The sequence below is a fragment of the Virgibacillus dakarensis genome, from assembly GCF_900155625.1.
Classification (GTDB): Bacteria; Bacillota; Bacilli; order Bacillales; family Amphibacillaceae; genus Lentibacillus_C; species Lentibacillus_C populi.
The window spans coordinates 1,819,291-1,833,627 of sequence record NZ_LT732553.1; the positions used below are offsets into that span (position 1 = coordinate 1,819,291).

Here is a 14,337-nt window from a genome sequence, read left to right on the forward strand (position 1 = left end):
TAGCATCTTGGTAATAATACCTCCACCTATGAAGTTTCATTATTATGTAATTGATGCCCCGATAACAAAGCCCAGTCCGATCGAAACACTCATGGAAATAATCCCGACCGCAACATTATTTTTCAGCAATTGCTCCTCAACCGAGAATTTCCTCGTAAACAAATCATATAACAAATAAGCAATCATTTGCAGAAGAATACCGTATACACCCCAAATAAGTGTTTCATAAATCGCGGTGCTATGATAAATCGCGAATGCTAAAATGATACAAATACCAATGATTTTGCCGGCAATTGATAATGCTACTGCCTGATTTCCTTTAAGTACTTCATCCATATCTTTATATTTTCTCGTTAGGATTTCAAAAATCACTAAACCAATTAACACAATAACAACTGAGATTACAAAATAAATAAATGTCGCAATAAATGGTCCCATTCCACCAACTCCTTTTATTTTCCTGCTCCAGGTCCGCCGCCTCTAAATGTTGTATTTCCCCGTTTTGGTTTTCCGTCCGGATAATAGCCTTTCCCGGTATATCCACCGTAACAGTCACCCGCTCGACACGTTTCTGCCCTTCTATTACTCCAATTATTACCAAACAAACTATCTAGAAGCCTAAATGTAAAATATGTACCTAAAAAGCTTGGTGAATAATTTCTCCGGACAAATTCATCCTCCGCAACTTCAATCAGTAAAACATTGTCATCCTCTTCACTTTCCTTTAAAGTAACAAAGTGATCCGGATAAATAAAAATCTGCTGATTATCCTTTACCTCACTAGCCTTTTCCGGCTCCATCGCGTCAATAAGGACAGTTGCAAGTTCCGATAATGCAAAACGTTTCGTTGCGTAAATTTCTGCATGCTGATTCCCTTCTCCGGAAACAACATCCATTAACGAAAAGTTTGCCTCAATCACATCATCTATTTGTTCACTTGTATTTCCTTTAATTTTAGATATAAGTTCTTGTTTATCCGGCTCTTCTGGAATATCATCAGTTGTTATCGTTACTTCTTCCTCCGACATGCCTCGGTTAGAAAACTCTTGGAAAGGGGATGAGCAAGAAGTGGCTATTAGCATAATCAATAATAATCCAACAAAAACACTCAACTTCTTTCGCAAACAGATTCCCCCTTCATCTCAAGAATGAGGGACAGGCCATTATTCAGATATCCCTGTCCCTGTTTGTTCTGTGTCTAGGAATTTTTAAAATTTTTATGCTGTGAATAACTGGGCGGCCGAATCGGCCACGTCCAGCTCCAGCGCCCAGTGGCTAATGGACTTCCTTCACCTCCGTACGATAAGTCAACATCGGTTCGCTTCCAGCTCACCGTGTTTCCTTTATCTCCTACGGCTCAGTCCAGTCCATACGCCGCTAACCGGGCGCTTACGCTTTTGTTCTATTACGTCAAATTACGCTTTACCCATTTTCTTTTTAAGCGTAGCTAATTCATCATCAACATTATTGTTTTCCAATTCTTCAAATTCGTCGTCCAATGTACGGCTGGCACGTGATAAGTCCTCACTTGTTTCAGCCTCTGCTTCAAACTGGAGTACCTTTTCTTCCATTCGCTCAAAGCCTTGTCTTGACTCATCACCGCCAATGGAAGACATGGTACGGTTCATTTTTGTCCGTGTTTTGGCTGATTCTGCCCGTGCTTGCAGGGAATCCTTTTTCAGTTTCATTTCCTGGTACTCTTTTTTCATCTCATCCAGCTTATTCCGGGAAATTTCCGCATCACTTTTCGCACGTTCCCAAGATTCTTTTAAAGTTTGCGCTTGGCTTTCATGTTCATTTTTATCCTGTAATGCACGGCGGGCGAGATCATCATTACCTGCTTCAATTGCTTGTTCCGCTTGCTTTTGGCGTTTTTCAACAAGTGCTTGTGCATCATCGGCTTTCCGCTTCAGCATTTTTTCATTGGCAATTTGTTTTGCTACTGCTGCCTCCACTTCACGGATATCTTCTGCCATATCCCGCATGAATTGGTCCAGCATTTTCACCGGGTCTTCTGCCTTGTCAAGTAACGCATTTAACTCTGAACTTACTACGGTTGATACACGTTTAAAAAATTTAAACATTTTTACTCCTCCTCTATTTTGATCCTGCTAAAATTTTTAATTCATATGCTTCGATTGGGTAACCATAGCTTGCTTCAATTTCTGTTCCCCAGGATTCAAGACTTAAAAAGTGCTTTTCTTCCTCATCACTGTAATCTGCATAATCCGTTTCGATCCCTTGAAGATTGGCACTCCGACCTTCACCGGTAACCCTTGCTGTGCCACGTTCTTCCAAGTAGTATCGCTTGTTTTCACACGTTAATTCATTTGGATATGGCTTCGTAACCGGCAGCTTGATCTTTTTGTAAATACCTAACTCCAATTCTTCATCCATTTCTGCAGATAACCATATTGTATCATGGCCTTCCACCAATTGATAACCAAACCATTCATAACCGCCGTCACGATACGTAATTTTGCCAACTACTTCATAATCTCTCAAATCAAAGGTCACAATATCGCCAACTTTAATGGTTAACGGTGTTCGTTCTTTTGGTGCCGTTTTAGCTTGTTGCGTTTTTGAAAACAGATTACCAAATAGCCCCATCATCTCACCTCTTATCTATAAAGAATCCTGTTTGTTAGGTATTACGAACCAGGATTGCATAGGTTTCAATTTTTTTATCAAAATCCTAAACATTTATGAATCAAAATGAATTTTGGTATACTTACATTATAATGGAAGTTCAAAAAGTCCAGCAAATAAGAACATCCCTTTTGTTGACGATAGCAATCGTAGTCTCCAACTGACACCGTTCACTCATCGTCTAACGAAGCTGTTCTTGTTATCCTCCTTTTGAACACTATTTATATATTACGTATTTGAGGTGAAATCATGACAAATCGAATCGAAACACTTTTAGCAAAAATGAAAGAGCAGGATTTAGATGGGATGTTTGTCACATCTGCTGCCAATTTTTATTACCTAAGTAACTATTATACGGATCCTCACGAACGGGTCATTGGTGTTTATGTAAGCAGCTTTCATGACCCTTTGTTAATTGTGCCGGCAATGGAAAAACCGGACGCCAAACGGGCAGGATGGGGGTTTGAAATTTTAGGATACAACGATGATGAGAATCCATGGCAGCTATTACGAAATTTCATTGACGATGCCGGAAACACTCCACAATCAATCGGAATTGAATATGATCAGATTACCCTGGAGCGATTTCAAGCATTGCAACGGATCCTGCCGCAGACAAGTCTGGTTGATGCAAAGGAAATTCTGGCCGATTCACGTGTGATCAAGAGCAAAAAAGAATACACGTTATTGAAACAGGCAGCACAGCTTGCAGATTTTGGTATTGAAACAGGGATTAATGCTATCCAGGAAGGTGTTAGTGAATTAGCCATTATCGCCAAAATTGAATACGAACTGAAAAAGCAGGGCATTCAAGGGATGTCCTTCTCCACAATGGCGTTGTCCGGCGCACAAACCGCTTCCCCACATGGCAATCCTGGAATGAAAACGATCGAAAAAGGCGATCTGGTTTTGTTTGACCTTGGTGTTATTTTTGAAGGGTACTGTTCTGATATTACCAGAACCGTTGCATATAAATCGATCACGGATGAACAGAAAACCATCTACAATACGGTACTTCAGGCTGAACAAAAAGCAATCGAAGCATCTCGTATAGGAACACCCGTCGGAAAAATTGATTTAACTGCACGTGAACATATTGAACAAGCCGGTTATGGGGCATATTTTACCCATCGAATTGGACACGGATTAGGGATCGAAACCCATGAATACCCATCGATGCATAGTAAAAACGAGTTGGCTCTAAAAGAGGGTATGTGTTTCACAATTGAACCGGGAATTTATGTTCCAAATACTGGGGGCGTACGAATTGAGGATATGATCTTCATGACAGCTAAGGGACCGGAACAGTTAACCAAGTCACCTAAGGAACTGCAAATAATAGAGTAATTGAAAAGAGGTTGTATCCTGAGATGGATTCGCCTCTTTTTTATGTCGTGGCAGGTTTTGCTCAAGGGGTTCAGCGAATTTCTGGCTTGGTTCAGCACTTTCCAAGAATCTTCATCATTTTTCAGTCCCAGTTCATTAACTTCGGCCAAACTTCAGCACATTTCCCAAAACTTCAGCATTCCTCCAAAAACCCAAGAACAAAGGCGCAAGCGCCCGATTAGCGGCGTATATGCTGGACTGAGCCGTAGGAGATAAAGGAAACACGACGACCAAAGGGAGTCGATGTTGACTTATCGTACGAAGGTGAAGGAAGCATACTAGCCGCTGGGCGCTGGAGCTGGACGTGGCCGATTCGGCCGCACAGTTATTCACAGCATAAAAATTTTATAATTTCCTAGACATATTAAAAAACAGCAAATTTTCCACAATGCAAAATTTGCTGCAACAGTTATCATCTCAAGCCAAGCTTATTTTTCTGTACACATAATTCCCTCATGCTGGAATTACATTTCGTAATATTCGTTATTCCTTTTCCAATAATGCATCGACAGAATCATAATGCAGGCCATGCGATTCTGCAACCGCCTGATATGTCACGTACCCGTCTAACGTATTAATTCCTTTGCGCAATGCCTGATTACCCAGACACGCCTGCCTGTAGCCTTTATTAGCTAACTGTAATGCATAAGGAACAGTGACATTTGTCAGGCCAATTGTTGATGTGCGCGGAACAGCTCCAGGCATATTTGCTACCGCATAATGTAGAACACCATGCTTCGTATATGTTGGGTTATCGTGCGTTGTTACATGGTCACTTGTTTCGAAAATCCCGCCCTGATCAATGGCAACGTCAACGATAACGGATCCGTTTGGCATCGCCTGTACCATATCTTCTGTCACTAACTTTGGTGCTTTTGCGCCAGGAATCAAGACAGCCCCAATAACGAGATCCGATTCGGCAACCGCTTCACTAATATTCATCGGATTGGACATCACCGTATTAACGGACGAACCAAATAAATCATCAAGCTCCCGCAAACGCTCCGGATTCAAATCAATAATCGTAACATCCGCGCCAAGACCAATTGCTATTTTAGCTGCATTTGTTCCAACCGCACCACCACCGATCACCGTTACCTTTCCGCGCTTTACCCCGGGAATCCCTGCAAGTAAAATACCTTTGCCACCCTTGGATTTTTCCAAAAATTGCGCACCAATTTGCGCTGCCATTCGGCCGGCAACTTCACTCATCGGTGTTAGCAATGGTAGCGACCGGTTTGGCAATTGCACGGTCTCATAAGCGATTCCAACGATCTTTTTATCAATCATTGCTTTTGTCAACGCTGGTTCATTTGCTAAATGTAAATATGTAAACAAAATAAGTCCTTCATAAAAATATTCATATTCCTCAGGAAGCGGTTCTTTTACTTTCATGACCATTTCCTGTGCCCAAGCCTCTTTTGCTGTTGGCGTAATAATAGCACCTGCAGCCGCATATTGTTCATCGGTAAAGCTGGAGCCTGACCCTGCTCCCGTTTCCACATATACCTCATGGCCAGCATTTTTTAATGTGACAACGCCAGCTGGTGTCATGGCAACCCGGTTTTCATTGTTTTTAATTTCCTTTGGTACCCCTATTTTCATTGTAAAAGCCTCCCCTAAAAATAGTAATATTTCCTATCTGTTTTACAACTAACATGAAAGCACTTCCATTGTATCAAAGTCTTTCGGATATTGCATCATTTTAACGATACCGGTGGATGACATCAAGACCTCCTGTGATTTCAAAAACAGACCCGGTAATCATGTCAGAATCTTGATCACATAAAAATAAAATGGTCCTTGCAATATCTTCCCCTGTCCCGGATCTTCCAATTGGTGTCGTATCATCATATTTTTTACGACTTTCCATAATAGTTGATTCCTTCATTTCTCCGACAATATTGCCTGGACACACCATATTGGATGTGATATGATACTCCGCCTCTTCAAAGGCAACCGTTTTCGTCAATGAGACAAGCCCGCTTTTTGCCGCGGCAAAAGCAGAACGATACAACCAGCCTGATGCACTATTTGCACCCTGGAATCCATAATTGATAATTCGGCCAAATTTTTGCTCACGCATAAAGGGAATCGTTAATTTTAACAAATAAAAAATCGCGTCCAGGTTTCCATGAATCATTTCATGCCATTCAGCTTCCGTATAATCAACTAATTTTTTTCGTTCGAATATAAACGGACCGGCATTATTGATTAAGTAGTCGATCCCACCATGGTTTTCTCTTGCAGCTTCCACCAGGGTTTCAATATCACTTTTATTTGTGACATCGGCTTGAACAATATGTAATGCATCATGATAAGCTGCCAGTTCCTGCTTTACCTTCATTGCTTTATCATAATTACTGCGATATGTTGTGGTAACATGGTGTCCTGCCGAGAGAAATGCTTCCGTAACCATTCTTCCCAGTCCAGATGTTCCTGCCGTTATAAGAGCGTGCCCCAAATTAATTACCTCCTTTTGCTTAAAAGAAGTGAACCCTTATCATGAATGGAATTATAACATAATATAATAGCTAAAAGAAGCAAAGTGAAAAGACGAAACCAGCATATTGTTCCAATTTATATGTAACGAATCCACCCCCAGCTGCCCGGGATGGATTGATGAATACTATTTCTTTTGGTTATTGAACGTGTGGATGCTCCGATTGTTTGACAAGTTTTCCTTATCTTCAATGACACCGCTTTGATAGCTTTCCATTAACTGATTTTGTACTGTTGCAATCCCTTTTTTGTCTTCATGAAGTTTATTATGATCAGCCAAAAAATCACCTCCATGATTAGTATGTGCACAAAATAGCAACAAAAATTAAGATTTCTATTTCCAGTTTCAACAAAAGCGGTGTCGAACTTTATAATAAACATTTACTGGTGATTATCATTATTGAAAAAGGGGTATAGATTAGTAAGAAGAAAAAAGGGGAGATGCGAAATGGACTTTGCATACAAAAATATTGTTGTCGCTGTTGACGGATCAGAAGCTTCAGAGGTAGCATTTCAAAAGTCATTAAATATTGCAAAACGTAATAAGGCAAGACTTATTCTCACCCACATTGTTGATTCTCGTACATTTGCAACGGCCGAAGCATATGACCGTACCCTTGCAGAACGCGCAGAGGATTATGCAAAAGAACTACTGGATAATTACACGGATAAGGCAAAGGCAGCCGGTATTGAAAATTTAGTACGCTGTGTCGAATACGGTTCACCAAAAGTGAAAATTGCCAAGGATGTGGCAAGTGACTTTAAGGCAGATTTGATCATCTGCGGTGCAACCGGAATGAATGCTGTTGAACGATTTTTAATTGGCAGCGTATCCGAAAGCATTACCCGTTATGCTAATTGTGATGTATTAGTCGTCAGATAAAAAGCCTAAAACAGCCCGCATTTTCATTATGAACAAAGGCGCAAGCGTCCGTTTAGCGGCGTATGTGCTTGCGCCCGCGCAACGCGGGTGGTTCGGTGTTGCTGCGCAAAGCAGCGGTTTTAACCGAACATTCCTACGTAGGAGATAAAGGAAACATGCCCCTGCAAAAGGGGTAGACGTGAGTTGGGCGCAAAGCCCGTTCTTAGTCGGCCTTCCTTCTTACCCGAGCCGATGTTGACTTATCGTACGGAGGCGGGTGTTGTCCACTAGCCGCTGGGCGCTGGAGCTGGACGTGGCCCACCTTGGTGCAAGCTGAATAGAGCTATAATTTTATACTTTCCTATCCCCTTAAATACACTAACAGCACCGCCTTCCATGTGAAGGCGGTGCTGTTATTCTTTATCTTTGTTAATTTCATGAACGACGTGTGATAGTTCAGGAAGAATTAATTTATTCATCGCCAGCTTTACTGCACCAGTTGATCCAGGCGTCGCAAAAATTGCTGTACGATTGATTACACCAGCAATAGCTCGAGAAAGAATGGCTGCCGAGCCTATGTCTTCCTGATAGCTTAACATCCGGAAAATTTCGCCGAAGCCAGTCATTTCTTTATCCAGCATGTCTTTTATCGTTTCAATTGTTACATCACGAAAGGATATACCTGTACCACCATTTGTCAAAATCACGTCCACATTTGGGTTTTCGGCTCCAGCTTTCACCTTGTTTTCAATAGCCGATGTTTCATCCGGAACAATTTCTGCCGATTGAACCTGATGTCCAGCCTGTTTAAGCAATTCAGTCATTAACCTTCCACTTTTATCCGTTTCCTTTGTTCTTGTGTCACTAATTGTAATAATCATGCAGTTTAACGATTTATACGCTATTTGATGTGGCATCGTCCTATCCCCTCTCCAATAAGAAAAGCGCAAGCGCCCGTTTAGCAACGTACAAACTGGAGCACTCCGCAATGAGATAAAGGAAACACGGTGAGCTGAGGCCTACAGGACGTAGGTCAGTTCGGTGTTGCGACAGGACGTCGCGGTTTTAACCGAACTTCCCCTTTTACCGATGTTGACTTATCGTAGTGAAGGAGTGTGAAGTTTGCTAGTTGCTGGGCGCTGGAGCTGGACATGGCCAACTCTGACGTAAGCAGAATAAAGCCTAAATTTATATACTTTCTTTACTTTTAAAAAGAAATTATCCATCAGCTGAGGAAAGTATCAAGGCGTCAAGCGTACTGTATCGCGGGCAATCATGACTTCTTCGTTAGTTGGGATCACCAATACTTTTACCGGTGAGTGCGGATAATTGATAAATACCTCTTTACCATGAATATTATTTAGCGATGGATCCCAGTAAACACCCATAAATTCCAGCCCGGTTAACACCTTCTCCCGGATTGTCACACTATTTTCTCCTACACCTGCTGTGAAAATAATCGCATCTACACCAGACATTCTGGCAGCATACGACCCTAAATATTTATGAATTCGTGCTGCAAAGACCTCCAAAGCAAGCTCCGCCCGATCATTAACACCTGCCTGTTCTTCAATATCACGTAAATCACTCGAAAACCCTGATAATGCCAGCATACCACTTTGTTTATTTAACACGTTGATTACTTCATCAGCCGATTGTCCTGTTTTTTCCATGATATATGGAATTAAAGCAGGATCGATATTTCCGGAGCGAGTTCCCATTGTAACGCCTGCAAGTGGGGTAAATCCCATTGATGTATCAATCGACTTTCCTTTTTCTATTGCAGCGATACTTGCACCGTTTCCTAAATGACATGAAATGAGCCGTAATTGATCTAACGGAATTCCAAGTAATTCAGATGCCCGCTGTGACACATATTTATGAGAGGTACCGTGAAATCCATATTTTCGAATACCGTATTTTTTATAGTACTCATACGGCAAACTATATAAATACGATTTTTCCGGCATAGTTTGGTGGAATGCTGTATCAAACACCGCAACCATTGGAACGTTTGGCAAAACTTCTTGAAACGCTCGAATTCCAGTCAAATTCGCCGGGTTATGAAGAGGAGCCAATTCTGATACTTCTTCAATCTCCTGGATAACTTCATCCGTTATTTTTACAGAATCAGTAAAACGTTCTCCACCATGCACAACCCGGTGACCAATTGCACTTATTTCATCCAGTGAGTTAATAACGCCCGATGTTTTTAATCTTTCCAATAGCCATTTTACTGCTGCTTCATGATCCGGTATGTCCGCTATTACGCTATCTTTATTCTCATTGATTGTAATGGTGAAGATCGGATCCGTTAACCCGATTCGCTCGAAAACGCCCTTTGCCAATACCTTCTCCTCCGGCATTTCAATCAATTGATATTTCAATGAAGAGCTTCCGGCATTTATTGCTAAAATATTACGCATCTAACTCCATCCCCCTTAGCTTAAATAGTTGGCAAACCAACCATTGATTTGATCTAGAATATCATCCATTGCTTTGGCATTTTTAAAAGATGGCAGCTTTACGAGCAATGGCTGTTTTGGCCCACTCGTATGGTCACCTTTTTTTTGCAATACCAGGATGCTTTTCCCGTTTTTCTCAGACTTGAATGCACTTTCCGGCAAGCTTAAAACCCCAATAATGTGCGCGTTTTTTTGCAAGAAGGCCTGCAGCTTGTCCGCCTGATCACTATCAAATAAAAAATCTGGAATGACAAAAATTACATATCCTGCTTCTTTCGTATAATGCATGCTTTGTTCGATAAATAGATGGTGGGCGTATGAATGACCTTCAGCCGCTTGCAATTCATAGTCACTTGCCCGAACATCATCCGGATAATACCCGACAGGTAAATCAGCGACAACCAAATCAACCGGGTCCAATAGAAACGGCCGTAAGCTGTCCTGATGAAAAAATTCAACATTTTGTTTTTGCAAATTGGCATTTAATAAAGCAAGTTTAATTAACGTGGAGTCAACTTCACTGCCAAACACCTCTGTTTGCTGTTTCAATTGTTTAATTACTGTAGTCAACAGGTTTCCCGTCCCGCAGGCAGGATCAAATACCCTAAGCTTTTCTTTTTTCTTGTTCAGTTTCTCAGCCAGATACCCAACTAGTAACGCCACTGTGTCAGGCGTCATCAAGTGCTGTGGCTGTGTCGAGTCCTTCATTCCTTTTAAAATAGCAAACTGTACGGCCTTTTGAATGTCTTCAGTTGTATATTGATCAAGTTTGATATCCTTTAGTGCTTTCTGTATTTTTTGTCTTGCAATATCATCATCCATCTCGGAAGTTTCCTCATAAAAAAGCCATTCAAGGGCAATTGCTAAACTGTCCAAATAAGGTTCATCAGCATGCTGTTGAATAGTCTCTGTAGTATGATCAATCCACGTAAAAAGTATTTCAACGTTTGATTTTTCCATTTGCTGTTCCTCCGTTCCTTCCCGCTAGGCGTACTTATTGTAACAAAAGAAAGGGGCTCATGTACAAAGATTTAGAAGGAGAGATCTGTTTTAAGAGGTATTGGTTCAGTGCATAAAAAGTCCCTCTTACTCCGATAGCAAGAGAGACAATCTGTCATTACTTTGCAGTTTTAGCTGCTTCCAATGCTTTTTCATAATCGGGATGGTTTGTTACTTCATCTACATATTCGACATATGTAACCTTATTATTGGAATCCACCACAAAAACAGCCCGGGCGAGTAGCCGTAGTTCCTTAATCAGGACACCATATTTTTCAGCAAAATCGGCATTACGATGATCCGATAGAGTGTCAAGATTTTTAATACCATTAGCAGCACACCAACGTGTCTGAGCGAAAGGTAAATCCATACTGATCGTCAATACCTGTACACCCGGAATTTTTTCAGCTTCTTCATTGAAGCGCCTCGTCTCTTCCGAACATACTCCGGTATCAACGGATGGTACAGCTGCAATAAGCTTCACCTTGCCCTGATAATCGGTTAATGAAACTTCTTTCAGATCATTGGACAATACAGTAAAGTCGGGTGCACTATCCCCCACTTTTATTTCTGTACCAAGAAGTGTGACAGGATCTTGATGGAATGTAACATTTGCCATATGAATCATTCCCTTCTTATTTGCATTTATTCTCACTTCTTATTATGAATAAGTTGGCATGTAGTGTCCAATATCATGTACTTAAAAATAGAAACAACTTTGTGAACGGCACGTTAAATATCATAAATGGAGTGCTGCTTATCTTCTTCTTCCTTATCCTTATCCTTGTTTTGATTCTTTGGTTTCTTAGATCTTCCTGATTCCTTCAGCAGCTGCTGTATTTTTTCGACTACCTGCGGGGCAAAATCCAGCATCTTTTCTATTAAATGGGTATTCCCGTCCAGATGAACCATTTTGATACCTTTAGCGTTGACAATTAAAAATGCGACGGGTGTGATTGATACACCACCACCACTACCACCACCGAACGGCATCTCTTTCTGTCCGCCACCACTATCTCCTTGATCCGAGTCCGAGCCTTTCTTTTTCCCACTGAATTCACTGCCACCGGCCGCAAAACCAAATCCAACCTTTGAAACCGGTATAATCACACTTCCATCAGGCGATTCAACTGGATCACCAATAATCGTATTAACTTCAACCATATCTTTCAAATTTTCCATTGCCGTTGTCATTAAACCTTGAATTGGATGTTCACTCATTTCGGGATCCTCCTTTTTGAATAGTAAAGAAAATATAAAATTTGAGGCGTTATTATGCTTACAGCAAAGTAGGCCACGTCAGGCTCCAGCGCCTTTGTTCATATCCTCTTTTATATCAATACTTCTCTTTTACGAAACGACGACTTCCGTATCACTTTAATAAGTGCGTGTATAGCTTGTCCTATTCTGATCGATACCATACAATCAAATTTTGAATAAATGTATTTGCTCTGGAAATCTGGTTGAACATCAATATTTGGTAAACAATGTACATGACTGAGATGATCTACTAAACCGATCAGCGCCCCTTTTATTGTCCATAATCCCCCGGCTGCTAATCCCGTTGTGCTGGCCTCCCCAGTACCAAACCGGGAGTACCATTCAATTTTATGAATAGATAATTTATCTAAAAATATTCGCATAGCCATCATCGTATCACTAACAATGTCAAAAAAGCTTTGCATCACCTGATGAATTACTTCCAGTTTTTCCTTAAAGCTTTTATTAGCCAATTGATCTTTCCATACATCTGCAGTTCCCAGTTCGGACAGGTCAATTTTTCTTTTTAAAAAACGGATCCCGTACAACCGGACATAGACAATTGAAATCGGCTTATCATCGCTATACTCCAATGAAAATGATATATAGACACGCGAAAATAATAGCAGAATTCCGCTACCGAAAATGAATAGGAACAGAATAATCCAAAACAAAGTTCTCAACTCCTGATATAGGAAAAAAATTCATTCACTACTATTTTGTATCAGTTCAACAATTTTTAACCAAAAAATCGCATGTATGATAAAGTGAAACCTCATTCAGCGGTGGGTTCCTTCGCACAAGATGTACTAGAAAGGCGAAGGCATGCGGACGTGACGGTTCCAGCCTGCCCTTACTCTGCCACTGAATTAGCCTGAGGCCTGTGCAATGCGGTCACAAAGACGTCATCAGTGCACGTGGGTTTTTAGTCCTTGTTCCTAAAATCGGATATTTACGGGCTATTTATCTCCCCTTCACGTTTTTGGTTTACACTCGCTTAAAGATGGGGATATTATAGCCCTATAGCCCGTTAATGCGTGAAAAAATGGCACTAACGTGATAAACTTAATAAACAGCAGACTTGAAAATGGAGGCAATCAAACAATGCCAAACCGTAAAAATATCTATTTTTATTACAGACGAGAAAATGACTTGGATAGTACATTAAAGCCGTTATTTGATTTAGCTCAAGGAAATGGTTTTTCCATTGTTACCGATCCAGAAGATGCAAGTATCATTATCAGTGTTGGCGGAGATGGCGCGTTTTTGCAGGCAGTTCGCAAAACGGGATTTCGTCAGGATTGTTTATACGCTGGAATAACAAGGTCAGATGAATCGGGATTGTACTGTGATTTCAATATGGATAATTTTGAAGCGATGCTTGATACAATGGTGAATGAAGAAATGGAGGTACGCAAATTCCCGGTTATAACGGTTCAGGTTAATGACGGAACATCTTTTTACTGTCTAAACGAGATTAGTATTCGTTCTACCATTATTAAAACAATCGTCATTGATGTTCGGATCGATGATATGTATTTTGAAACATTCCGTGGTGATGGGTTAATCGTGGCAACCCCGACCGGGTCAACTGGCTACAACAAATCAACCCGTGGTGCAGTAATTGATCCAAAGATACCTTGTTTCCAAGTTTCGGAACTTGCTTCACTTAACAATAATCGTTATCGCACGCTCGGTTCCTCATTTGTATTGAATAAAGACCGGAAACTGGGGCTTGATGTTATTCAGGATGGTAATGATCATCCAATTATTGGGTTGGACAATGAAGCATTCCCGATAAAGAACATTAAAAACATCACGGTTACCCTCAGTGATAAAGTAATAAAGACTGTCAAATTAAAAAATAACTCTTACTGGGATCGTGTGAAGAGAACATTCTTGTAAACAAAAGACATTATAGTAAGTTAAAATAGAAGGCTACCTCGACCCGAGGTAGCCTTCTTAGCCATTTCATTTAAAATTGTTGACGTCCGCTAAATTGTTGTTCAGCCATTGTTACCAAACGTTTTGTGATTTCTCCACCAACAGAACCGTTAGCACGAGAGGTAGTATCGGCACCAAGTTGTACGCCGAATTCTTGAGCAATCTCAGTCTTCATCTGATCCAATGCTTGTTGTACACCAGGTACAACTAATTGGTTTGAATTATTATTAGAAGCCATGTTCCTCACCTCCTTGGTACTTATATAATGTG

Annotated in this window: 17 protein-coding genes; 3 read left to right on the top strand and 14 right to left on the bottom strand. The window is 40.9% G+C overall.

Annotation, left to right across the window (positions count from 1 at the left end; genetic code table 11):
* Positions 1–42 precede the first annotated feature (42 nt).
* The 4 genes from CZ382_RS09150 to CZ382_RS09165 form a co-directional block, all read right to left on the bottom strand.
* Complete coding sequence (locus tag CZ382_RS09150) at positions 43–438, bottom strand: DUF350 domain-containing protein (RefSeq protein WP_088050862.1); 396 nt, start codon at positions 436–438, stop codon at positions 43–45.
* Between the two features lie 14 nt (positions 439–452).
* The gene (locus CZ382_RS09155) at positions 453–1,124 is read right to left on the bottom strand and encodes a DUF4247 domain-containing protein (RefSeq protein WP_088050863.1); all 672 of its coding nucleotides are present in this window, start codon (positions 1,122–1,124) and stop codon (positions 453–455) included.
* Between the two features lie 291 nt (positions 1,125–1,415).
* On the bottom strand, positions 1,416–2,084 hold the full coding sequence (locus tag CZ382_RS09160; protein WP_088050864.1) for a PspA/IM30 family protein: 669 nt from the start codon (positions 2,082–2,084) through the stop codon (positions 1,416–1,418).
* A gap of 13 nt (positions 2,085–2,097) precedes the next feature.
* Positions 2,098–2,610: a DUF4178 domain-containing protein gene (locus tag CZ382_RS09165; RefSeq protein ID WP_088050865.1), complete on the bottom strand. Its 513-nt coding sequence runs from the start codon at positions 2,608–2,610 to the stop codon at positions 2,098–2,100.
* A gap of 288 nt (positions 2,611–2,898) precedes the next feature.
* Here CZ382_RS09165 and CZ382_RS09170 point away from each other — a divergent pair, with 288 nt between their 5' ends.
* Positions 2,899–3,996 carry a M24 family metallopeptidase gene (locus CZ382_RS09170; RefSeq protein ID WP_088050866.1) on the top strand — a complete coding sequence of 366 codons (1,098 nt, stop codon included), beginning with the start codon at positions 2,899–2,901 and terminating at the stop codon, positions 3,994–3,996.
* A 522-nt stretch (positions 3,997–4,518) separates the two neighbouring features.
* Here CZ382_RS09170 and ald read toward each other — a convergent pair.
* From ald to CZ382_RS23950, 3 genes are all read right to left on the bottom strand, one after another.
* Positions 4,519–5,640: an alanine dehydrogenase gene (gene ald / locus CZ382_RS09180; protein WP_088050868.1), complete on the bottom strand. Its 1,122-nt coding sequence runs from the start codon at positions 5,638–5,640 to the stop codon at positions 4,519–4,521.
* A gap of 100 nt (positions 5,641–5,740) precedes the next feature.
* Positions 5,741–6,499: an SDR family oxidoreductase gene (locus CZ382_RS09185; RefSeq protein WP_088050869.1), complete on the bottom strand. Its 759-nt coding sequence runs from the start codon at positions 6,497–6,499 to the stop codon at positions 5,741–5,743.
* 165 nt (positions 6,500–6,664) lie between these two features.
* The gene (locus CZ382_RS23950; RefSeq protein WP_188724542.1) at positions 6,665–6,817 is read right to left on the bottom strand and encodes a hypothetical protein; all 153 of its coding nucleotides are present in this window, start codon (positions 6,815–6,817) and stop codon (positions 6,665–6,667) included.
* Between the two features lie 168 nt (positions 6,818–6,985).
* Here CZ382_RS23950 and CZ382_RS09190 point away from each other — a divergent pair, with 168 nt between their 5' ends.
* On the top strand, positions 6,986–7,420 hold the full coding sequence (locus CZ382_RS09190) for a universal stress protein (RefSeq protein ID WP_088050870.1): 435 nt from the start codon (positions 6,986–6,988) through the stop codon (positions 7,418–7,420).
* A 392-nt stretch (positions 7,421–7,812) separates the two neighbouring features.
* On the opposite strand, the gene CZ382_RS09195 is transcribed toward CZ382_RS09190, so the two are convergent.
* The 6 genes from CZ382_RS09195 to CZ382_RS09220 all read right to left on the bottom strand — a co-directional run bounded on the left by CZ382_RS09195 (position 7,813) and on the right by CZ382_RS09220 (position 12,797).
* Entirely contained in the window at positions 7,813–8,316 is a 504-nt protein-coding gene (locus CZ382_RS09195; RefSeq protein ID WP_088050871.1) for a MogA/MoaB family molybdenum cofactor biosynthesis protein, read from the bottom strand.
* Positions 8,317–8,640: 324 nt separating this feature from the next.
* Positions 8,641–9,825, bottom strand: coding sequence for an acetate kinase (locus CZ382_RS09200; protein WP_088050872.1), 1,185 nt, complete (start codon positions 9,823–9,825; stop codon positions 8,641–8,643).
* Positions 9,826–9,840: 15 nt separating this feature from the next.
* Positions 9,841–10,824, bottom strand: a complete 984-nt coding sequence (locus CZ382_RS09205; RefSeq protein ID WP_088050873.1) for a class I SAM-dependent methyltransferase — start codon at positions 10,822–10,824, stop codon at positions 9,841–9,843.
* Positions 10,825–10,981: 157 nt separating this feature from the next.
* The gene (gene tpx / locus CZ382_RS09210; protein ID WP_088050874.1) at positions 10,982–11,482 is read right to left on the bottom strand and encodes a thiol peroxidase; all 501 of its coding nucleotides are present in this window, start codon (positions 11,480–11,482) and stop codon (positions 10,982–10,984) included.
* Positions 11,483–11,595: 113 nt separating this feature from the next.
* Positions 11,596–12,084, bottom strand: a complete 489-nt coding sequence (gene ytfJ / locus CZ382_RS09215; RefSeq protein WP_088050875.1) for a GerW family sporulation protein — start codon at positions 12,082–12,084, stop codon at positions 11,596–11,598.
* A gap of 110 nt (positions 12,085–12,194) precedes the next feature.
* A complete protein-coding gene (locus CZ382_RS09220) occupies positions 12,195–12,797 on the bottom strand; it encodes a DUF2953 domain-containing protein (RefSeq protein WP_088050876.1) in 603 nt (200 codons plus the stop codon).
* A 430-nt stretch (positions 12,798–13,227) separates the two neighbouring features.
* Here CZ382_RS09220 and CZ382_RS09225 point away from each other — a divergent pair, with 430 nt between their 5' ends.
* A complete protein-coding gene (locus CZ382_RS09225) occupies positions 13,228–14,028 on the top strand; it encodes an NAD kinase (RefSeq protein WP_088050877.1) in 801 nt (266 codons plus the stop codon).
* 70 nt (positions 14,029–14,098) lie between these two features.
* Here CZ382_RS09225 and CZ382_RS09230 read toward each other — a convergent pair whose 3' ends face one another.
* Entirely contained in the window at positions 14,099–14,305 is a 207-nt protein-coding gene (locus tag CZ382_RS09230) for an alpha/beta-type small acid-soluble spore protein (RefSeq protein ID WP_088050878.1), read from the bottom strand.
* Positions 14,306–14,337: the final 32 nt, after the last annotated feature.